Here is a 19,691-nt window from a genome sequence, read left to right as displayed (position 1 = left end):
TGGCGCCGGGGGCATTGACGGTGATCCGGTTTGCCAGTAGACCTTGGTGATGGAGGCCCGCGAATGAGGAAAGCTCCGCTCACGCTGGAACAACTGCGGGTCGCCGTCGCCGAGGGCGAGATCGACACCGTGGTGCTGGCCCTCGTCGACATGCAGGGCCGGTTGCAGGGCAAGCGGTTCCACGCGCCGTTCTTCCTCGACCAGGTGGTGGCCAACGGCAGCGAGGGCTGCAACTACCTGCTCGCCGTGGACGTCGACATGAACACCGTCGACGGGTACGCGATGTCGAGTTGGGAACGCGGCTACGGCGACTTCGCGATGGTGCCGGACTTCGCCACGTTGCGCCGGGTGCCCTGGCAGCCCGGCACCGCGCTACTGCTGGCCGACCTGACCTGGCTCGACGGCTCGGGCGACGTGGTCGCCTCACCCCGGCAGATCCTGCGCCGGCAGCTGGACCGGCTGGCCGAGCACGGGCTGACCGCGTACGCCGGCACCGAGTTGGAGTTCGTGCTGTTCCGCGACTCGTACGAGGACGCCTGGCAGCGCGGCTACCGTGACCTCACCCCGGCCAACCAGTACAACGTCGACTACTCACTGCTCGGCACCGCCCGGGTGGAGCCGCTGCTGCGCCGCATCCGCGTGGAGATGGCCGGCGCCGGGCTCACCCCGGAGAGCGCCAAGGGCGAGTGCAACCTCGGGCAACACGAGATCGCCTTCCGGTACGACGAGGCGGTGGCCTGCGCGGACCACCACGTGATCTACAAGAACGGCGCCAAGGAGATCGCCGCCCAGGAGGGGATGGCGATCACCTTCATGGCCAAGCCGAACGAGCGGGAGGGCAACTCCTGCCACATCCACTTCTCACTACGGGACTCGTCCGGCTCGTCGGCGATGCTCGGCGACGGGCCGGCGCACCTGTCGCAGACCGGGCAGCGGGTGCTCGCCGGGCTGCTCGCCACCATGCGGGAGTTCAGCCTGCTCTTCGCCCCGAACATCAACTCCTACAAGCGCTACCAACCGGGGTCGTTCGCCCCGACGGCGCTGCGCTGGGGGGTGGACAACCGCACCTGCGCGCTGCGGGTGGTCGGGCACGGGCAGGGCATGCGGGTGGAGAACCGGGTGCCCGGCGCGGACGTCAACCCGTACCTGGCGATCGCCGGGCTGGTCGCCGGGGCGTTGCACGGCATCGACGGTGAGCTGGAGTTGGCCGAGGAGTGCACCGGCAACGCGTACGACGACCCGGAGGCCGAGCGCGTCCCCCGCACCCTGCGCGACGCCCTGGCCCTCTGGGAGAACTCCACGGCGGCGCGGGAGGCGTTCGGTCCCGAGGTGGTGGCCCACTATGCCAACCAGGCGCGAGTCGAGCTGGCCGCCTTCGACGCCGCGGTAACCGACTGGGAGCTGACCCGTGGCTTCGAACGCCTCTGACCACGTGAAGATGGGGGTGGCGGCGTGACCATGGTGGTGGATCCCGCTAGCGGGGTGGGGTTCCGGGAGGTTGCGGGGGCCTCGATCGAGGACGTGGACGCGGCGATCGCTGCCGCCGCCACGGCCTTCGAGACCTGGCGTCGGGTGGGGCCGGGGGACCGGGCGCGGATGCTGCGGCGGTTCGCCGCTGTGGTCGACGCGCACCTGGACGAGTTGGCCGCGCTGGAGGTGCGCAACTCCGGGCACACCATCGGCAACGCCCGGTGGGAGGCGGGCAACGTCCGCGACGTCCTGGACTACTACGCCGGCGCGCCCGAGCGGTTGACCGGGCGGCAGATCCCGGTGCCCGGCGGGTTGGACGTCACCTTCCACGAGCCACTCGGTGTGGTCGGCGTGATCGTGCCGTGGAACTTCCCGATGCCCATCGCCGCCTGGGGGTTCGTCCCGGCGCTCGCCGCCGGCAACACAGTGGTGCTCAAGCCCGCCGAGTTGACCCCGCTCACCGCGCTGCGACTGGCCGAGCTGGCCCGCGAGGCGGGCCTGCCCGACGGCGTCTTCACCGTCGTCCCGGGCCAGGGCTCGGTGGTGGGGGAGCGGTTCGTCAGCCACCCGGCGGTCCGCAAGATCTGCTTCACCGGCTCCACCGAGGTCGGCACCCGGATCATGGCCGGCTGCGCTGCCCAGGTGAAGCGACTCACCCTGGAGCTGGGCGGCAAGAGCGCGAACATCGTGTTCGCCGACGCCGACCTGGAACGCGCCGCCGCGACCGCGCCGGGCGCGGTCTTCGACAACGCCGGCCAGGACTGCTGCGCCCGGTCGCGGATCCTGGTCCAGCGTTCGGTGTACGACCGGTTCCTGGAACTGCTCGAACCGGCGGTACGCGCGGTACGCGTCGAGGACCCGTCCCGGGACACCGCCGAGATGGGCCCGCTGATCTCCGCCGCCCAACGGGACCGGGTCGCCGGCTACCTCGCCGGGGCGGCTGTCGCCTTCACCGGCTCCTGCCCCGACGGCCCCGGGTTCTGGCACGCACCCACAGTGCTGCTGGCCGACTCGCCGGCCGACCGGCACTGGCGGGAGGAGATCTTCGGCCCGGTGGTCTCGGTGCTGCCGTTCGACGACGAGGCGGACGCGGTCCGGCTCGCCAACGACACCGAGTACGGCCTCTCCGGCTCGATCTGGACCCGGGACGTGGGGCGGGCCCTGCGTCTGGCCCGTGCCGTCGACTCGGGCAACCTCAGCGTCAACTCGCACTCCTCGGTGCGCTACTGGACCCCGTTCGGCGGGATGAAGCGCTCCGGGCTCGGTCGTGAGCTGGGCCCGGACGCGCTGCACTCCTTCACGGACGTCAAGAACGTGTTCATCGCGACGGAGGAGTGACGCCAGTGCAGGGTCGGTTGCAAGACCGGGTGGCCGTGGTCACCGGAGCGGGCAGCGGCATCGGGTTGGCCACCGTGCGGCGGTTCGCCGCCGAGGGGGCCCGAGTGGTCTGCGTGGACATCGACGCGGCGGCCGGTACGAAGGCCGCCGAGGAGTGCGGCGGCGAGTTCGTGGCCACCGACGTGGCCGACGAGTCGGCGGTGCGTGAGCTGTTCGACGGGGTGGCCGACCGGCACGGCCGGGTGGACATCGCGTTCAACAACGCCGGCATCTCACCGCCGGACGACGACTCCATCCTGGACACCGGCCTGGACGCATGGGAACGGGTGCTGCGGGTCAACACCACGAGCGTCTACCTGTGCTGCAAGTACGCCATTCCGCACATGCGGCGACAGGGCAAGGGGTCGATCATCAACACCGCCTCGTTCGTGGCGTTGATGGGCGCGGCGACGTCGCAGATCGCGTACACCGCGAGCAAGGGCGGGGTGCTCGCGATGACCCGGGAGTTGGGTGTGCAGTTCGCCCGCGAGGGCATCCGGGTCAACGCCCTCTGCCCCGGCCCGGTGGCCACCCCGTTGCTGCTGGAACTCTTCGCCGCCGACCCGGAGCGGGCCGCCCGTCGGCTGGTGCACGTGCCGATGGGTCGCTTCGGGCAACCGGAGGAGATCGCCGCCGCGGTGGCGTTCCTGGCCAGCGACGACGCCTCGTTCATGACCGCCGCGCAGTTCGTGGTCGACGGTGGCATCACGGGCGCCTACGTCACTCCTCTGTGAGCGCGAGGAGTGAGCCGGTTTTGCGAGCCCCGCAGTCGCGAACCGTGCCAGCCCTGAGGAGAAGGCCGCTGATCGGGGTCAGCGCGTACGTCGAACCCGCCGACTGGGCCGTCTGGCGGGGGGTACGGGCGGTGCTGGTCCCGGAGGCGTATTCGCGGGCGGTGACGGCCGCGGGTGGCCGGGCGGTGGTGCTGCCGCCGGACGACGTGGACGCGGACGTGGTGGCCGTCCTCGACGGGTTGCTGTTGGCCGGTGGCGCGGACGTCGGCTCGGTGCGGTACGGCCAGCCGCCCGACCCGCGGACCGAGGACCGGCCGGACCGGGACGCTGGCGAGCTGGCCCTGTTGGCCGCCGCGCTCGCGGGCCAGGTGCCGGTGCTGGGCGTGTGCCGGGGGATGCAGTTGCTCGCTGTCGCGTACGGCGGCACCCTGCATCAGCACCTGCCCGACGTGGTCGGTCACGAGGAGCACCGTCCAGCGCCCGGCGTGTACGGGGCGCACGCGGTGCGGTTCGCGCCGGGGAGCCTCGCCGCCTCGGTCCTGGCGGGGGTCGAGCAGGTCAACTCGTACCACCACCAGGCGGTCGCCGATCCGGGCCGGCTCACGGTGACCGGTTGGGCGGGGGACGGCGTGGTCGAGGCGGTCGAGGATCCGGCCCTGCCGTTCGTGCTCGGGGTGCAGTGGCATCCGGAGAACGAGTCGGACCCCCGCCCGATCACGGCGCTGGTGCGGGCCGCCGACAAGCGGGTGTGACTGAGATCGCCCCTGCCCGCAGGTGGCACCGGTGGGAGGATCGGCGCATGGGCAAGGTTTATCCGGAGATCGACGGTCGACTGCGTGACTTCATCGTGGCGCAGCCGCTGTTCTTCGTGGCGACCGCCCCGTCCGGTGCCGAGGGGCACGTCAACGTGTCGCCGAAGGGCATGCGTGGCACGTTCATGATCCTCGACGCACACCGTGTGGCCTACCTCGACTATCACGGCAGCGGAGCCGAGACCATCGCCCACCTGCGGGACAACGGCCGGATCACGCTGATGTTCTGCGCCTTCGACGGCCCGCCGAAGATCGTCCGGTTGCACGGGCGGGGCAGCAGCGTCGCGGTCACCGAGGACGCCTTCGCCGATCGGCTCGCCGAGTTTCCCGCGCCGCCGGACGTGCACGCCGTCCGGGCGGTCATCACTGTCGAGGTGGAGCGGGTCAGTGACTCCTGCGGATACGCCGTGCCACTGATGGACTTCCGGGCCGAACGCGACCTGTTACTCACCTCACACTCCCGCCGCAGCACCGACGACCTTGTCGACTACCGGGCCACCAGGAACGCGGCGAGCATCGACGGGCTGCCGGTCTTCTGACTCGTCAGGGCGCTCCGGCCACCGCTGCCCGACGCCGCCGTCCACCCGCACTGTCCGGTGCGCGACGGCTCCGGCGTACGTAACCAGCGTCCATCGCTCGTAATGCGTTACGTTGCTGGTCCGCTGGGGTACAAGTCGGAGCACGGCGGGTGAAGATCAACGGTCGAGGGGTACGGCCGGAGCGGGAGGCTGCATGAGCTCGGCCCAGGGGGGCGCGGACATCGGGCATGCCGCCCTGTCCAGCCGGGAGACCCCGCCGATGTTGGCGGCCGCGTTCGCGGCCGGCGGCGAGATGGGCGAGCGGCTGGCCACCTTCGACTGGTCCTCCGGCCCGCTGGGTGAGCCCGGCCAGTGGCCCCCGGCGTTGACAAACGCGGTCGGGATGATGCTCGCCTCCAGCGCGCCGATCGTCATGTTCTGGGGCGACGAGCGGTTGGCCTTCTACAACGACGCCTACCGGCCGACCATCGGTGGCAAACACCCGGACGTGATCGGCCAACCGGCCCGCTTGTGGTGGGCGGAGACCTGGGCGGTGCTCGGCCCGCTGCTCGACAACGTCCGGAGCACCGGCCGCTCCTACCGGGGCGAGGACCATCCCTTCCTGCTGGACCGTTACGGCTTCGTCGAGCAGACCTACTTCAACGTGTCGTACGACCCGATCCGAGGTGACGACGGCTCGGTCAGTGGCGTCTACTGCATCGTCAGCGAGACCACCGGGCGGGTGCTCGGCGAGCGCCGGCTGCGAGCGCTGTCCGAGTTGGGTGCCGAGTTGAGCGACATCGGCAGCGCCGCGGAACTGGGCCGGACCGCCGCCGGGGTGCTCGGTCGGCACCGGGCGGACGTGCCGTTCGCCCTGATCTACCTGGCTGACGGCAGCGGCCAGCTCACCCTGGCCGGTCACACCGGCACCGCCCCGCCCGCCGCCGACGTCACGTCGCAGCTGCTGGCGCGGATGACCGCCGATGGCACGCCCGCCACGGTCGAGGTGGCCGCTCTGCTCGACGTGCTGCCGGTCGACGCCGCCGACCGTGCCCTCGTGCTGCCACTCGCGGCCAACAACCAGACGGTCGGCGGGCTGGTCGTCGGCGTGGCCCGTCAGCTGCCGCTCAGCGACGACTACCGCGATTTCCTCGGCCTGGTCGCCGCCCAGATCTCCCGGGCGGTCGGCGTCCAGCGGGCGTACGAGCAGGAACGGGCCCGCGCCGCCGAACTGGCCGCGCTGGACCGCGCGAAGACCAACTTCTTCGCCAACGTCAGCCACGAGTTCCGCACCCCGCTGACCCTGGTGCTCGGCCCGCTGGAGGACATGCTGGCCGATCCGGAGCTGCCCGCCGCCGAAACCGACCGACTCACCATGATGCACCGCAACGCGCTGCGCCTGCTCAAGCTGGTCAACACAGTGCTGGACTTCTCCCGACTGGAGTCCGGTCGGCTCGCCGCCCGCTACCAGCCCACCGACCTCGCCGGTTACACCGCCCGGCTGGCCAGCACCTTCCGCTCGGCCACCGACCGGGCCGGGTTGCGACTGGTGGTGGACTGTCCGCCGCTGCCGACTCCGGTCTTCGTCGACCGGGACATGTGGGAGAAGATCGTCCTCAACCTGGTGTCGAACGCGGTCAAGTTCACCTTCGACGGCGAGATCCGGGTGCGGATCCGGGCCGTGGAGGGCGCGGCCCGGCTGGAGGTGACGGACACCGGCATCGGCATCACGCCGGACGAGCTGCCGCACGTCTTCGAACGGTTCCACCGGGTGCCCGGGGCGCGGGCCCGCACCCACGAAGGCACCGGCATCGGGCTCGCGCTGGTCCGGGAACTGGTCGAGATGCACGGCGGTGAGGTCGGGTTGACCAGCCAGGTCGACGGGGGCAGCACCTTCACTGTGACCATTCCGTTCGGCTCGGCGCACCTGCCGGCGGACCGGGTGGCGGCGTTCGACCCGCTGCCAGTGGGTGAACCCGAGCAGGCCCGGCTCTTCGTGGCGGAGACCGCGCTGTGGGCCGGCGTCGCGGAGACACCCCAGCTCGACGGCCAGCCCGCGAAGAGCAAACTTGCTGGCCGGATCCTGGTCGTCGACGACAACGCCGACCTACAGGAGCACGTGAGTCGGCTGCTCTCCCCGACCTGGGACGTGGTCACCGCCAACGACGGGCTCGATGCCCTGCCGCTGGCTCGCGAGGGCGGGTTCGACCTGGTGCTCACCGACGTGATGATGCCCCGGCTGGACGGGTTCGGGCTGGTGAGCGCGCTGCGCGCGGACCCGCGTACCCGGCATGTGCCGATCGTGCTGCTCTCCGCCCGCGCCGGCTCCGCGGAGGCCGTCGCCGGTCTCGCCGTCGGCGCCGACGACTACCTCACCAAGCCGTTCTCCGCGCAGGAGCTGATCGCCCGGGTGCGGGCCAACGTGGAGCTGGGCCAACTGCGCGGGCAGATCATCCGCCGGCTCCGGGCGCTGGCCGACGCGGCGGTGGCGGTGAACACCGCCCGATCCACCGCCGACGTGCTCCAGGTCGCCGCCCGGCACGCGTTGAGCCTCGCCGAGGCGGCTCGGGTGGTGGTCACCGCGTCCGAGGCGCGCTTCGAGGCGGACGGCGGCGGCACCACCGCCGCCGACCCGTCCTTCGTGGCCGAGCTGACCGGCACCGCAGGCAAGCAGCTCGGTGAGTTGCAGGTCTGGCGGGCGGACGGCGACGAGGCGCAGACCGACGACGCCGCACTGACCCAGCTGGCCCGGCTCGTCGGGGTGCGACTGGAGAACGCCCAGCTCTACGAAGCCGAACACCGCATCGCCACCACCCTTCAGCACAGCCTGCTGCCCCGGTCGTTGCCCCAGCTGCCCGGCGCGGTGGTGGCCAGCCGCTACCTGCCCGGCAGCGCCGACGTGGAGGTCGGCGGCGACTGGTACGACGCGATCGCGCTGAACGGCGACGACCTGGTGCTGGTCATCGGCGACGTGGTCGGTAAGGGCGTCCGGGCCGCCGCGGCGATGGGGCAGCTGCGCAACGCGCTGCGGGCGTACGTGCTTGAGGGTTTCGATCCTGGTGAGTCGCTGACCCGGCTCAACCGGCTGGTCGGCTCCACCGAGGGTCGCTCCTTCGCGACAGTGGTCTGCCTGCTGTTCAACCCCCGCACCGGTCGGCTGCGGTACGCGAGCGCCGGTCACCCCTCCCCACTGTTGATCACCGGAGGCGACGTGGCGTTCCTGCACGACCGAGCGCTCGGTCCGCCGGTCGGCGCCCTCCCCGGCGCGACCTACGAGTCGGCCGAGGGCGAGTTGCCGGCCGGCACCCGACTGCTGCTCTACACCGACGGGCTGATCGAGGACCGCCAGCTCGGCATCGACGCCTCCCTGGCCCAGCTCCGCATCGACGCGGCCGCCCCGAGTGAGCACGTGGTGGACCTGATCGACGCGGTCGTCGAGCGGGTCACCGGACGGCCGCGCCGCGACGACGTGGCGGTCCTCGCCCTGGAGGCGGCGGAGCTGAACCGCTTCGCGCTGCGGCTACCGGCGGACCCGACCCGGCTCAGCGTGCTGCGGAAGCGGCTGGAGGATTTCCTGGTCGCGCACTCCGTCGGCGAGACCGACCTGTTCGACCTGACCGTCGCCGTCTCCGAGGCCGCCGCCAACGCCATCGAGCACCCGATCCACCCCGCCGAGGCCGTGATCAGTGTGGAGGTGGCCATCGAGGATCGGACGGTGACGGCCACTGTGCGTGACAGCGGGCAGTGGCGGGAGTCGACCGGCGCCGGCTTCCGGGGCCGCGGCCTGGCCCTGATCAAGGCGCTGGGCGAGCTGTCGGTACGGCGTACCGATCAGGGCACCGAGGTGACGCTGCGCCGGCAGCTGCAGGACTGACCGCGCGCCCGGCGGCGCGGGCCTGGGCTCTGCCCGGCCGGTCGAGGAGTGTGCGACGCCGGCCCTAGGCCGGGTCCAGCCAACTCTGCTCGCCGAGGCCGGAGATCTCCAGCACCCGACGGACCTGCCGGGACGGACGGACGGTGAGCATGCCCGGGAACTGCTGGGCGAGCCGGACCACTGCGTGGATGGCGGCCGAGTCGAAGAAGGTGACAGCGCTCAGGTCGAGAGTGATCTTCCCGGCGGGCTCGCGCAGCGCCGTCTGGAGCATCGTGTCCGCGGTCGCCATGTCGACTTCGCCGGCCACCACGACGTGGAGGTGGTCACCGTCGATCTCGGCGCTGGCGGAGAAGACGGGCGGTGCTCCCCCTTGATCCACGCAGACACCATGGCACAGCCACCCTGGCAGGGCAACAACCTCCACCGGGCGGCCGTGGCGCGGGTCACCAGCGGTCCCGGCGATAGGCTTGTGGCATGACCGTCCGTCCGCCGCTGACACCAGGCACGCTCTCCCCGATGCGACCGGTGCCATCCCAGATCGCCCGACCGGAGTACGTGGGCAAGAAGCGCCCGCAGGAGTGGCGTGGCTCGCACGTGCAGACGCCGGAGACCATCGAGAAGATGCGGATCGCCAGCCGGCTCGCCGCCCAGGCGACCCAGCTCGCCGGTGAGCACTGCAAGCCGGGCGTGACCACCGACGAGATCGACAAGGTGGTGCACGAGTTCCTCTGCGACCACGGCGCGTACCCGTCGACGCTTGGTTACAAGGGCTTCCCGAAGTCCTGTTGCACCAGCCTCAACGAGGTCATCTGCCACGGCATCCCGGACTCCACCGTCCTGGAGGACGGCGACATCATCAACGTCGACGTGACCGCGTACATCGGTGGGGTGCACGGTGACACCGACGCCACCTTCTGCGTCGGCGAGGTCAGCGATGAGGCCCGGCTGCTTGTCGAACGGACCCACGAGGCGATGATGCGCGGCATCCGCGCCGTCGCCCCGGGCCGGCAGATCAACGTGGTGGGCCGGGTCATCGAGTCGTACGCCAAGCGGTTCGGCTACGGCGTGGTCCGTGACTTCACCGGCCACGGCATCGGCGAGGCCTTCCACAGCGGCCTCTACGTGCCGCACTACGACAGCCCGCGCCCCACTGACATCATGGAGCCGGGCATGACGTTCACCATCGAGCCGATGATCACCCTCGGCACCTACCAGTACGACATGTGGGACGACGGGTGGACAGTGGTCACCAAGGACCGGAAGTGGACGGCGCAGTTCGAGCACACCATCGTGGTGACCGACGACGGCCACGAGATTTTGACCGTGCCGTGACCGACACCCCAGCGGCACTGCGCGAGGCACACCACGCGGACGTCTCCGGCGGCTGGCTACGGCCGGCCGTCTTCGGCGCGATGGACGGCCTGGTCACCAACATCGCCCTGATCGCAGGCGTCGGCGGTGGCGGGGTGTCGCCGCGCAGCATCGTGCTCACCGGCAGCGCCGGCCTGGTGGCCGGGGCCATCTCGATGGGGCTCGGCGAGTACACCAGCGTGCGCTCCGCCAACGAGCAGGTCGCCGCCGAGGTGGCCAAGGAGCGACGGGAACTGGAACGGCACCCCGAGGCGGAGGCCCGGGAGTTGGCCGACGCGTGGGTGGCCCGGGGCCTGCCCCGGGACCTCGCCACCCAGGTCGCCGAGGCGGTGCGGCGCGACCCGGAGGAGGCGCTGCGGGTGCACGTCCGGGAGGAGTTGGGCGTCGACCCCGACGACCAGCCCAGCCCGTGGGCCGCAGCGATCTCGTCGTTCCTGTTCTTCTCCGTCGGCGCGCTGGTCCCGCTGTTGCCGTACCTGCTGGGCGCCACCGAACTGTGGCTGGCGCTCGCCGTCGGCGGGCTCGGGCTGTTCGCCGCCGGTGCCGTGGTGGCCCGGTTCACCCGCCGTCCCTGGTGGACCAGTGGGATGCGTCAGCTGCTGCTGGGCGCCGCGGCGGCCGGTGCCACCTACCTGATCGGCTCGCTGATCGGCGTACCGGGCGGGCTGTGACGCGGCTCAGGCGCTGAGCAGTTCGTCCACAGTGCCGTCGACCGCACGACCACGGGCCGCCAACTCCTCGGCCTGCCGGGCCAGCACCACACCCACCTCGGTCATGTCCGCCCCGGCCAACCCGGTGCGTTGCACCGCGTCCCCCGGGTCACGGAAGTAGGTGCGACTCAGCAGGCCGGTCACAGTGGCCGCAGCCAGCCGGGCCTCACCGAGCATCAGCAGAGCCTGATCGGTCTCGTACCACTCGGCGAGCCGGGCCGCCCGGGAGTGCGCCGCGCTGCCCCGGTACCACGCCTGCCGGGCCGCGGTGCTGAACTCCGCCGGCCGGGCCCGGGCCAGCCGGCCCAGATGCTCGTCGCGCAACGTCCGCAACCAGCCCGTCGGATCGTGCAGCGGCTGTGTGGTGACGTACCTGTCGGCGGTCAACGGCCAGAGCGGGGAGAGCACCCGGGCCTGGGCCAGGTAGTCCTCGGCGGCGGCCACGGTCAGATCGACGAGCACCCCGTCCACCCGCCGGGTCGCCGGCGGCGGCCCGGTCCCGGGCCGATAGGTGACCACCAGCATTCCCGCCTCGCGGTCCCCGCCGCCGTCGTCGTCACCGTGCGCCAGGGGCCCGTGCACCGCGATCGCGAGCGCATCGGCCGGGAACCGCCGCCGGACCGCCTCGGCCACCCGCTCCGCGACCGTCCACCGTCGATCGTCGAGGCCCCGGTCGACACCGGCCGGCTCACTCCTCGCGCTCACGGGACCGCCTTTGTTCGCGGCTGCGGGGCTCGCAACCCCGGCTCACTCCTCGCGCTCACGGGACCACCTCGCCTTGGCTACCGAGCGTCAGCCTAGCCAGCCGACGGCGGAGCTTCGGGCGCGCCGCGCCCGGTCGGGGCCAGCCGGAAGATGTGGATCTCCCGGCCACCGGCCCGCTGCACGTACGTGCGGTACGCGGGCCAGGCGGTGACCAGCAGCTGCCACAACCGGTCCCGTTCGGCGCCGGAGGCCCGCTCGGCCCGCACCGCGACCCGCTGGCCCTTCACGTCCACCTCGGCGGTGGGCTCGGCGAGCAGGTTCATCGCCCAGGCGGGGTGGTGGGTCTGCCCCCAGTTGGAGCCGATCACCACGTACGCGTCGCCGTCGGGCACGTAGAGCAGCGGATTGCTGCGGGGCTTGCCGGAGCGACGGCCCGTTGTGGTGATCAGCAGGGAGGGGAGCAGGCCGAGCGCGACCACCCGGCCCCGGGTGAGTCGACCAACCATCCGATCGGCCGGAACCAGCAGGCGTGCGGTGGCGCCGAACCAGCGATGATGACCGAGTCGACGGACGACATTCCTGAGCACTGACACGCGGATCAGTCTGCCGGCTGCCCAGCCCCGGCGGCACCCCCGCGCGGTCCCCTTTCGATCGTCCGGCGGATCGGTCAGTCCAGCCGCCGTTCGATGGGCAGTCGGGCCCGGGTGAACAGGCCCGCCCCGAGCATCGCCACCACCGGCACCAGCACCAGGACCCCGAGCGCGGGCCACGGCACCAGGAAGGGGTACGGGTCGGACACCGGCCAGTCACTGGCGTACTGCCGGTTCACCGAGACCAGCACGATCGCGGCGGTGCCGAGACCGGCCACGATGCCGAGCACCGAACCGAGACCGGCGATGACCCCGGCCTGGCAGATCGCCAGCAGCCGGCGTACCGCGGGGGCCGCGCCGACGGCCGCGAGGGTGGTCAGCTCGGCACGCCCCTCGGCGGCGGCGAGCGCGGTGGCGACCCCGGCCGCCCCCACCGTGATCAGCCCGGCCGCCGCCGCGAGCAGCAGGAGCAGCGGTGAGACGTCGCGTGGCGGGCCGCCGTTCTCCACGCTCAGCGCGAGCGTCCCGAAGGGCCGCAGGGCGGCGGCGAACCGTGCCTGTTGCTCCTCGTCGGGCGGGGTCGTGGTGCCGATCACCCAGCCGGTCGGGGACCAGCTCAGCCCGAGTTGTCGGGCCGCGGTGGTGGACAGCAGCAGGCGGGACTGGCCGGTCGCCCCAGGCAGCGCGTACCCCGGAAGGTCCCGGACGGTGCTCGTCTCCCGGTCCGGCGCGGCCTCCACCTCGCGGACCCGGACGGTCACCAGGCCGTCGTGCAGGTAGCGCGGGTCGGTCACCACCACGCCGCCGGCCCGCAGCACCGCCGCGGCGGCGGCGGTCGCGGCCGGGTCCACGCCGGTGAGCAGGGGGAGCGCCGTCCCGTCGTCGACCCCGGCCTCCACGTAGCCGCCCAGGTGGTCGATCTCGCGGATCTGGCAGCGGGGATCCGCGCGGGCCTGCTGGCGCTGCGCCTCCGGGAGTTGAACACCGGGCTGCCAGGGGCAGGCCCGGGTCAGCGGGAGCACTGGCGCGATGTCGCAGTAGCCGGTGCGCTCCGTTCCGCAGCTCGGTGTCTGCACCGGGGCGACCGCGCCGACTCCGAGCTGATTTCGGGCCGCGTCGGTGATCTGGGCCAGCGTGGGCTGCCCGGTCGTTCCGATCGGGTAGACCAGGACGTGGCCGGTCGGCAGCGCCGGCCGGTAGGCGCGCGCGTCGCGGGCGCCGTCGCTGGCCAGGTATCCGCCGAGAGCGACACTGCTGGCGACGGCGGCCATCACGGCGCAGATGGCCGGTGCCGCGGCGGCCCGGTTGCGGCTGGCATCGCGCAGTGCGATCCGTGGTGCCAGGGGCAACACCCGGCCGAGGCGGGCGAGCGCCCCGAGCAGCGTGGGTGTGCAGCAGACAAGGCCCAACTCGCCGAGGATCAGCCCGGTGAGGATCACCGCCGGGGAGGTCTGGGTGGCCCCGAACGCCGCCAGCCCCGCCCCGCCGGCCACCAGCGCCAGTCCGAGGGCCAACCACCGGCCCTGGGATTTCGCCGGGGTGCGTCGCCCGGCGAGCCCGGCGGTGACGTCCTGCCGGGCGGCGGTCCAGGCCGGTGCCAGCGCGGCGAGCACCCCGGCCAGCACCGCGACGCCACCGAGCAGGACCAGCGCGCTCGGCCAGCAGCGGTAGCCGCCGAAGCGGGCGCTGAAGACGTACTGCTCCATCAGCGGGCGACCGGCGAACGCCGCGCCGACGCCGACCAGCAGGCCGGCGGCGGCTCCCAGCACCCCCAGCACCACACCGTCGGCCAGTACGACCCGGCGGAGCTGGGCGGCGTCCCCTCCCGCCACCGCGACCAGCGCCAGATCCCGTCGGCGGCGACGGACGCCGACGGCGAAGGCCGGCCCGACCAGCAGGACGACCTCCAGCAGCCCGAGGCCGGCGATCAGGACGCCGGTGCCCAGGTCGTTGGGGTTGTCTCCCACGATCGAACCGAGCCACGTCCGGTCCGCTCCGGTCGCCGGGCCGATCCCGTGTCGCGCGGTGACCACCACCCCACGGTCGTTGAGCCGGGACACCAGCGCAGCGTCGACGGTGCCCGGCACGTCCGCCAGCCAGACACCGTCCGGGTCCGGCCCCGGACCGGTCGACGGCACGGCACCCGGATGCAGCGCCACGACCGGTCCGAGGTCGTCGGGAAACTCGACCACCCCCACCACTGTGTACGCCCTGCTCCCGTCGGCGGCGGCCACGGCGCGGCCGAGGCGCAGGTCGAGGCGGCGCAGCGCCACCGGACTGACGGCGACCTCACCGGGCTGCTGCGGTGCCCGGCCGGCCCGGAACCGCACCAGCCCGCGGGCCAGCGGATCGGTGAGGTCCAGCACGCGACCGTTCACGACCTCGTCGCGGTGTGGGCCGCGCAGTGTCAGCGGAACGCGCTGACGCACCTCGGTGACCCGGCTGCCCGGCCCGAGCAGTGCGGTCAGCTGTGCCGCGGTGACCTTCGCGGGGAGTTCGCCGTCGCGGGTGTACCAGCCCTCACCCCACTCGTCCTGCCCCACCGGGGCGTTGGCGATCCACTGCAACTGCGCGTCGGCCACCCCGAGCCGGCGGTCGACGCGTTCCTCCGGGGTCAGCTCGGCCATGTCGTAGCTCGCCGCCAGGAAGGCCAGCGCCGCGACCGGCATGGCGATCATCGCGAGCACCAGGGCGGTGCGCCGTCGCGACCGGCGTGACTCCCGCCGGGCGATCCGTAGCGCCGCCCGCCAGGAGCCGGTCAGCTCGGCGAACCGCCGTCGGCCGACCGGGGCGGGCGGTGTGACCAGCCGCGGCGACGCGGTGTCGGCCCGACCGGGGGCCCGCGTCGGGCGGCGGATGGTCACCGTTCGCTGCCGGACAGCAGTTGCTCGACGCTGCCCAGCGGTGCCGTCGTGTCGACCAGGACGCCGTCGCGGAGAAACACCACCCGGTCGGCCCAGCCGGCGTGCCGCGCCTCGTGGGTGACCAGCACTCCGGCGGCACCCGCGTCGATCCGGCGGCGCAGCAGGTGCAGCACCGCCTCACCGGTCTGGGAGTCCAACGCCCCGGTGGGCTCGTCGGCGAGGACCAGCCGGCGTTCGCCCACCAGCGCCCGCGCGATCGCCACCCGCTGCTGCTGCCCGCCGGAGAGCTGGTCCGGGAAGCGGTCGCCCAACGCGGGCAGACCCACCTCGGTGAGCGCGGCCATGGCCAGTGCGCGGGCCCGACGTCCGCTGGTGCCGTCGAGTTCCAACGGGAGCGCCACGTTCTCCAGTGCGCTGAGACTGCCCAGCAGGTTGAGTTGCTGGAAGATGTAGCCGATCCGGCGGCGACGCAGCTGGGCCAGCCCACGCCGGTCCAGTGCCCCCAGTGGTTGCCCCTCGACCCGGACCTCGCCGCCGGTCGGGCGGTCCAACCCACCGGCGAGAGCCAGCAGGGTCGACTTGCCGGAGCCGGAGGGCCCCATCACGGCGACCAGCTCGCCGGGCCGGACGACCAGGCTGACGCCGCGCAGCGCGTGCACCGCCGCCGGCCCGGCGCCGTGGGTGCGGTGGACGGCGCGTAGCTCCAGCACCGCGTCGTCCGGCCCGCTCACCGTCGCGCCTCCTCGCCGGCCCATCGAGCCGCGTCCCGCACGTCGTCACCGGGCCGGGGAGGGGGAGGTGCCGGGCCGCTGGGCTGGTGCCGGACCAGACTGGTCTCGCAGTGGTCCAGCCACCGCACCTCGGCCTCGGCCTGGAACACCATCGAGTCCAGCACGAGACGCCAGGGGAGGTCCTCCGGCCGGTTGCTGCCGTACTTCAACCGGGTCAGCTCCTGCAGGGCCCGCATCGTCGCGCTGCGTTGGGCCTGCACCACCGACCGGACGTCGACCCCCGGGGTGGTCAGCGCCAGCGCCAGCTTGATCGCCAGCTCGTCGCGGGGCCGGTCGGTACGGCTGATCGGGGTGGCGAACCACAGCGCCAGGTCCGCCCGGCCGGCGTCGGTGATCTCGTACGGGCGCTGCCCGGCCTCGCTCTCCGGCAGCGGGCGCACCAGCCCGTCCCGTTCCAGTCGGGACAGCGTGGTGTAGACCTGCCCGATGTTCAGCGGCCAGGTCGAGCCGGTCGACTCCTCGAACGCGGCGCGCAGCTGGTAGCCGTACATCTGACCGCGTTCGAGCAGGGCGAGCAACCCGTGACGGATGGACATGGCAACGGAGTATGCATACCTGGTATGCGTACCGCAACCGGAGCGAACCGGTTCAGGCCGGCCGACCGGGAAACGGGACAGTCAGCGGGGTCAGCCCGGCGGTCTTCCGCCATCGGGTGGCCCGCACGGCGTACTCGACCAGGGCGGCCAGCGCCTGGTCCCGGTCGGCGCCCGTGGTGGACGCCAGGGCCGCCCGCCAGTGCGCGGCCGTGCGCTCCTCCACCTCGGCGGCGAGCCGCAGGGCGCTCGCCCGGTCGGTGACCGGGAACGGCAGCGCGTACCCGGCGCGGTCCGCCGGGACCACCCCGCCGGCCGTGGTGAGCTGCACCACCAGCGCGTCGCGCCGGCGTCGGTGTGCGGCCTCCGCCTGGCGTGCCGCGTCCCGGGCCGCTCCGCTGAGCCGGACACCGATCCGTCCGTAGGCGTAGATGGCCGCGTATTCGGCGGAGAGGGCGGAGGCGAGCGCCTCCCCGGCGGACGGCTGCCTCACTTCAGTGCCTCCTGATGGGTGGCTCGGGCGGCGACGATCGACCCGAGCAGTGCGGCCCGCTCCGGGGGCGCCGCGGCGCAGGCGGCGGTGGCGGACTTCTGGGCGGTCTTCTCCAGTGCCCGCAGGGCGGCACGCGCGCCGTTCCGATCGGCCGCCGGGGCGGCGGTCGGCGCGGCGGAGGCCCCCGACGGCACTGTCACGCCGATCACCCGGGCCAGCTCGGTGGCGTGCGCGGTGTGTGTCTCGGCGATCGGGTTGAGCCGGTCGGCGAGTTCGGGGTGCGCGGTGGCGCTCGCCCGGTACGCGGCGGCCAGCGCGAGCGACTCGTCCACCATCGGCCGCAGTGGGTCGGGCGGTGGGGCTGGTTGATCGTCGCGGTCGAAAAGATCACAGCCGGTCAGCGGCGTCACGGCGCCGCCGAGCACCAGCAGCGCCCCGGCACTCAGGAGCTTTCGCCGGGAATGTCCGGATGCTTGGTCGCGCTGCGTCGTTCTGCCGATCCCCACCGGCCAAGTCAACACCATGCGCGCCGCTCCGGGGGTCACCGGCGTCGGTGCGCCGCCCGGTCCGCCGCCGGGCAGGCGCGTTACGCTCTGCGCAACCACCGGCGTGTCCACTCCGGTGGCGTGCCGGCATGGCGGGACGAACGGTCCCCGTCGACCAGGGAGAGGGTGCGGAGATGACGCAGCGTGGCCGTGCCACCAGGCCGACGGGTCGACCCCGCGGTGCCGCGGGTCCCCGCGGCGGTGACCTCGCCGCGCGGCGGGACCGACTGCGGGCCGTGATCGAGCCGGTGGTCAACGGCGCCGGCTACGACCTGGAGGACCTGTCGGTTTCCCGGGCCGGCCGCCGGCACGTCGTGCGGGTGATGGTGGACACCGACGGCGGGATCGACCTGGACGCCGTCGCGGACGTCTCCCGCGCGGTCTCGGCCGCGCTGGACGCCGCGGAGGAGACCGGTGGCGACATCGTCGCCGGCGAGTACCAACTGGAGGTCAGCTCGCCCGGCGTCGACCGGCCGCTCACCCTTCCCCGCCACTGGCGGCGCAACGTGGGCCGGCTGGTCAAGGTCACCGTCAGGGGCGCGGCCGCGCTGCCCGGCCAGCGTGGCGAGCAGCCCGCCGGTGACCGTCAGCTGACCGGCCGGGTGGTCGCGGCCGACGACGAGGGCGTGCACCTGGAGACCGACGACGGCCGCGCCGCCTGGGCGTACGCCCAGCTGGGCCCCGGCCGCGTGCAGGTCGAGTTCACCCGGCTCGCCGAGCTCGGTGAGCCGGACGACGAGTTCGACGACGCGGATGATTCCGACGAGATCGACGATTCAGACGACATCGACGACGAAGATGATGTGGAGGACGAGGAGAGGTGAACATCGACCTCGCGGCGCTGCGCGCACTCGAGCGCGAGCGGGAGATCCCGTTCGACACGATTCTCGCGGCGATCGAGACCGCGTTGCTGACCGCCTACCGGCACACCGACGGTGCCGAACCGCACGCCCGGGTGGAGATCGACCGCAAGTCGGGCGCCGCCCTGGTGTACGCGCAGGAGATGGACGCCGACGGCAGCCTGGTGCGGGAGTGGGACGACACCCCGCACGACTTCGGCCGGATCGCCGCCATGACCGCCAAGCAGGTGATCCTCCAGCGGTTGCGGGAGGCCACCGACGAGGTGCACTTCGGTGAGTACGTCGGCCGCGAGGGTGACCTGGTCACCGGCGTGGTGCAGGCGCACGAGACGCGTACCGAGAAGGGCATCGTCAGCGTCGACCTGGGCAAGCTGGAGGGCGTGCTGCCGCAGTCCGAGCAGGTGCCCGGTGAGCGGTACGCGCACGGCGAGCGGGTCCGCTGCGTCGTGGTGCACGTGGCCAAGGGCATGCGCGGGCCGCAGATCACCCTGTCCCGGTCGCACCCGGCTCTGGTCAAGAAGCTGTTCGCGCTGGAGGTGCCGGAGATCGCCGACGGCACCGTGGAGATCGGCGCGATCGCCCGTGAGGCGGGCCATCGCACGAAGATCGCCGTCCGCTCCACCACCCCCGGGGTGAACGCCAAGGGCGCCTGCATCGGCCCGATGGGTCAGCGGGTGCGTGCCGTGATGAGCGAGCTGCACGGTGAGAAGATCGACATCATCGACTGGTCGGACGACCCGGCCACCTTCGTCGGTAACGCTCTGTCGCCGGCCAAGGCGCTGCGGGTCGAGGTTGTCGACCTGGCCGGTCGGGCCGCCCGGGTGACCGTTCCCGACTTTCAGCTCTCGCTCGCGATCGGTCGGGAGGGGCAGAATGCCCGACTCGCGGCCCGATTGACCGGTTGGCGAATCGACATTCGGTCCGATGCGGAGCAGACGGCGCCGGCAGCGCGTGGGGGAACTGATCACGTGCGGGAGCCGGGCGGCGCGATCTCGGGCAGCTAGGGGTAGACTTCCTCCAGTGGTACGACGCGCGCAGCCGGAGCGCACCTGTGTGGGTTGCCGGCAACGTGCGCCGGCCAGCGAATTGCTGCGGATCGTCGCGGTCAGGGACGAGGCTGGTCACAGCCTCCGGCCTGATCCGCTCCGCAGGCTGCCGGGTCGGGGAGCGAACATGCACCCGGATCCGGCCTGCTTCGCGCTGGCGGTGCGGCGCCGCGCCTTCGGGCGTGCGCTGCGCAGCACCGAGGTCCTCGACCACGGTGTGCTGGCGGAGCACGTCGATGCGCCAACCACTACGTCCGGTCAGCCCGACCGGGCGAGGGTCGCTAGCAGGGTAGGACGACCGACATGAGCACACGATGAAGTCCCTGAAATGACCAGGCTTCAAGTGCACGAGTGAGGTCGCTGCGGGTGCTGCCCGCACGACCTCGGAGTGAGGAGTG

At 72.8% G+C, this 19,691-nt stretch carries 19 protein-coding genes; 11 read left to right on the top strand and 8 right to left on the bottom strand.

What is annotated here, in order from left to right:
- The first annotated feature begins 63 nt into the window (after positions 1 to 63).
- From OH804_RS20870 to OH804_RS20845, 6 genes are all read left to right on the top strand, one after another.
- Positions 64 to 1,428 (top strand): glutamine synthetase family protein, encoded by a 1,365-nt coding sequence (locus OH804_RS20870; RefSeq protein WP_196921573.1) that lies wholly within the window; start codon positions 64 to 66, stop codon positions 1,426 to 1,428.
- A gap of 30 nt (positions 1,429 to 1,458) precedes the next feature.
- Positions 1,459 to 2,808, top strand: a complete 1,350-nt coding sequence (locus OH804_RS20865; protein WP_196924816.1) for an aldehyde dehydrogenase — start codon at positions 1,459 to 1,461, stop codon at positions 2,806 to 2,808.
- 5 nt (positions 2,809 to 2,813) lie between these two features.
- Positions 2,814 to 3,581, top strand: coding sequence for a 3-oxoacyl-ACP reductase (locus OH804_RS20860; RefSeq protein WP_196921574.1), 768 nt, complete (start codon positions 2,814 to 2,816; stop codon positions 3,579 to 3,581).
- Positions 3,582 to 3,625: 44 nt separating this feature from the next.
- Positions 3,626 to 4,333: a gamma-glutamyl-gamma-aminobutyrate hydrolase family protein gene (locus tag OH804_RS20855; protein WP_406058973.1), complete on the top strand. Its 708-nt coding sequence runs from the start codon at positions 3,626 to 3,628 to the stop codon at positions 4,331 to 4,333.
- Positions 4,334 to 4,380: 47 nt separating this feature from the next.
- On the top strand, positions 4,381 to 4,932 hold the full coding sequence (locus tag OH804_RS20850) for a pyridoxamine 5'-phosphate oxidase family protein (RefSeq protein ID WP_406058971.1): 552 nt from the start codon (positions 4,381 to 4,383) through the stop codon (positions 4,930 to 4,932).
- Between the two features lie 193 nt (positions 4,933 to 5,125).
- Positions 5,126 to 8,785: a SpoIIE family protein phosphatase gene (locus OH804_RS20845; RefSeq protein WP_406058969.1), complete on the top strand. Its 3,660-nt coding sequence runs from the start codon at positions 5,126 to 5,128 to the stop codon at positions 8,783 to 8,785.
- 64 nt (positions 8,786 to 8,849) lie between these two features.
- Here OH804_RS20845 and OH804_RS20840 read toward each other — a convergent pair whose 3' ends face one another.
- Entirely contained in the window at positions 8,850 to 9,164 is a 315-nt protein-coding gene (locus OH804_RS20840; protein WP_196921578.1) for an STAS domain-containing protein, read from the bottom strand.
- A 95-nt stretch (positions 9,165 to 9,259) separates the two neighbouring features.
- Here OH804_RS20840 and map point away from each other — a divergent pair, with 95 nt between their 5' ends.
- Entirely contained in the window at positions 9,260 to 10,117 is an 858-nt protein-coding gene (map, locus tag OH804_RS20835) for a type I methionyl aminopeptidase (RefSeq protein WP_406058967.1), read from the top strand.
- Positions 10,114 to 10,827, top strand: coding sequence for a VIT1/CCC1 transporter family protein (locus OH804_RS20830; protein WP_196921580.1), 714 nt, complete (start codon positions 10,114 to 10,116; stop codon positions 10,825 to 10,827). Before map ends, OH804_RS20830 begins: the two co-directional genes overlap by 4 nt.
- A 6-nt stretch (positions 10,828 to 10,833) precedes the next feature.
- Here OH804_RS20830 and OH804_RS20825 read toward each other — a convergent pair whose 3' ends face one another.
- The 7 genes from OH804_RS20825 to OH804_RS20795 form a co-directional block, all read right to left on the bottom strand.
- Entirely contained in the window at positions 10,834 to 11,571 is a 738-nt protein-coding gene (locus tag OH804_RS20825) for a nucleotidyltransferase domain-containing protein (RefSeq protein WP_406058965.1), read from the bottom strand.
- 92 nt (positions 11,572 to 11,663) lie between these two features.
- Positions 11,664 to 12,164: a nitroreductase family deazaflavin-dependent oxidoreductase gene (locus OH804_RS20820; RefSeq protein ID WP_406058963.1), complete on the bottom strand. Its 501-nt coding sequence runs from the start codon at positions 12,162 to 12,164 to the stop codon at positions 11,664 to 11,666.
- A gap of 74 nt (positions 12,165 to 12,238) precedes the next feature.
- Positions 12,239 to 15,025: an FtsX-like permease family protein gene (locus tag OH804_RS20815; RefSeq protein WP_406058961.1), complete on the bottom strand. Its 2,787-nt coding sequence runs from the start codon at positions 15,023 to 15,025 to the stop codon at positions 12,239 to 12,241.
- The gene (locus tag OH804_RS20810; RefSeq protein WP_196921583.1) at positions 15,022 to 15,780 is read right to left on the bottom strand and encodes an ABC transporter ATP-binding protein; all 759 of its coding nucleotides are present in this window, start codon (positions 15,778 to 15,780) and stop codon (positions 15,022 to 15,024) included. Before OH804_RS20810 ends, OH804_RS20815 begins: the two co-directional genes overlap by 4 nt.
- Entirely contained in the window at positions 15,753 to 16,352 is a 600-nt protein-coding gene (locus tag OH804_RS20805) for a PadR family transcriptional regulator (protein WP_196921584.1), read from the bottom strand. Before OH804_RS20805 ends, OH804_RS20810 begins: the two co-directional genes overlap by 28 nt.
- A 52-nt stretch (positions 16,353 to 16,404) precedes the next feature.
- Positions 16,405 to 16,842 carry a ferritin-like domain-containing protein gene (locus tag OH804_RS20800; protein ID WP_406058958.1) on the bottom strand — a complete coding sequence of 146 codons (438 nt, stop codon included), beginning with the start codon at positions 16,840 to 16,842 and terminating at the stop codon, positions 16,405 to 16,407.
- A complete protein-coding gene (locus OH804_RS20795) occupies positions 16,839 to 17,366 on the bottom strand; it encodes a hypothetical protein (RefSeq protein WP_406058956.1) in 528 nt (175 codons plus the stop codon). The genes OH804_RS20800 and OH804_RS20795 overlap by 4 nt, the downstream gene beginning before the upstream one ends.
- A 155-nt stretch (positions 17,367 to 17,521) precedes the next feature.
- Here OH804_RS20795 and rimP point away from each other — a divergent pair, with 155 nt between their 5' ends.
- The 3 genes from rimP to OH804_RS20780 are packed head-to-tail and all read left to right on the top strand — an operon-like array spanning position 17,522 to position 19,600.
- On the top strand, positions 17,522 to 18,211 hold the full coding sequence (rimP, locus tag OH804_RS20790; protein ID WP_196921587.1) for a ribosome maturation factor RimP: 690 nt from the start codon (positions 17,522 to 17,524) through the stop codon (positions 18,209 to 18,211).
- The gene (gene nusA, locus OH804_RS20785; RefSeq protein WP_196921588.1) at positions 18,208 to 19,251 is read left to right on the top strand and encodes a transcription termination factor NusA; all 1,044 of its coding nucleotides are present in this window, start codon (positions 18,208 to 18,210) and stop codon (positions 19,249 to 19,251) included. Before rimP ends, nusA begins: the two co-directional genes overlap by 4 nt.
- Positions 19,252 to 19,267: 16 nt before the next feature.
- Positions 19,268 to 19,600: a YlxR family protein gene (locus OH804_RS20780; protein ID WP_081884157.1), complete on the top strand. Its 333-nt coding sequence runs from the start codon at positions 19,268 to 19,270 to the stop codon at positions 19,598 to 19,600.
- Positions 19,601 to 19,691: the final 91 nt, after the last annotated feature.

The sequence above is a fragment of the Micromonospora sp. NBC_00860 genome, assembly GCF_045207375.1.
GTDB lineage: Bacteria > Actinomycetota > Actinomycetes > Mycobacteriales > Micromonosporaceae > Micromonospora > Micromonospora vinacea.
This window is presented reverse-complemented; position numbering and strand designations above follow the sequence as displayed.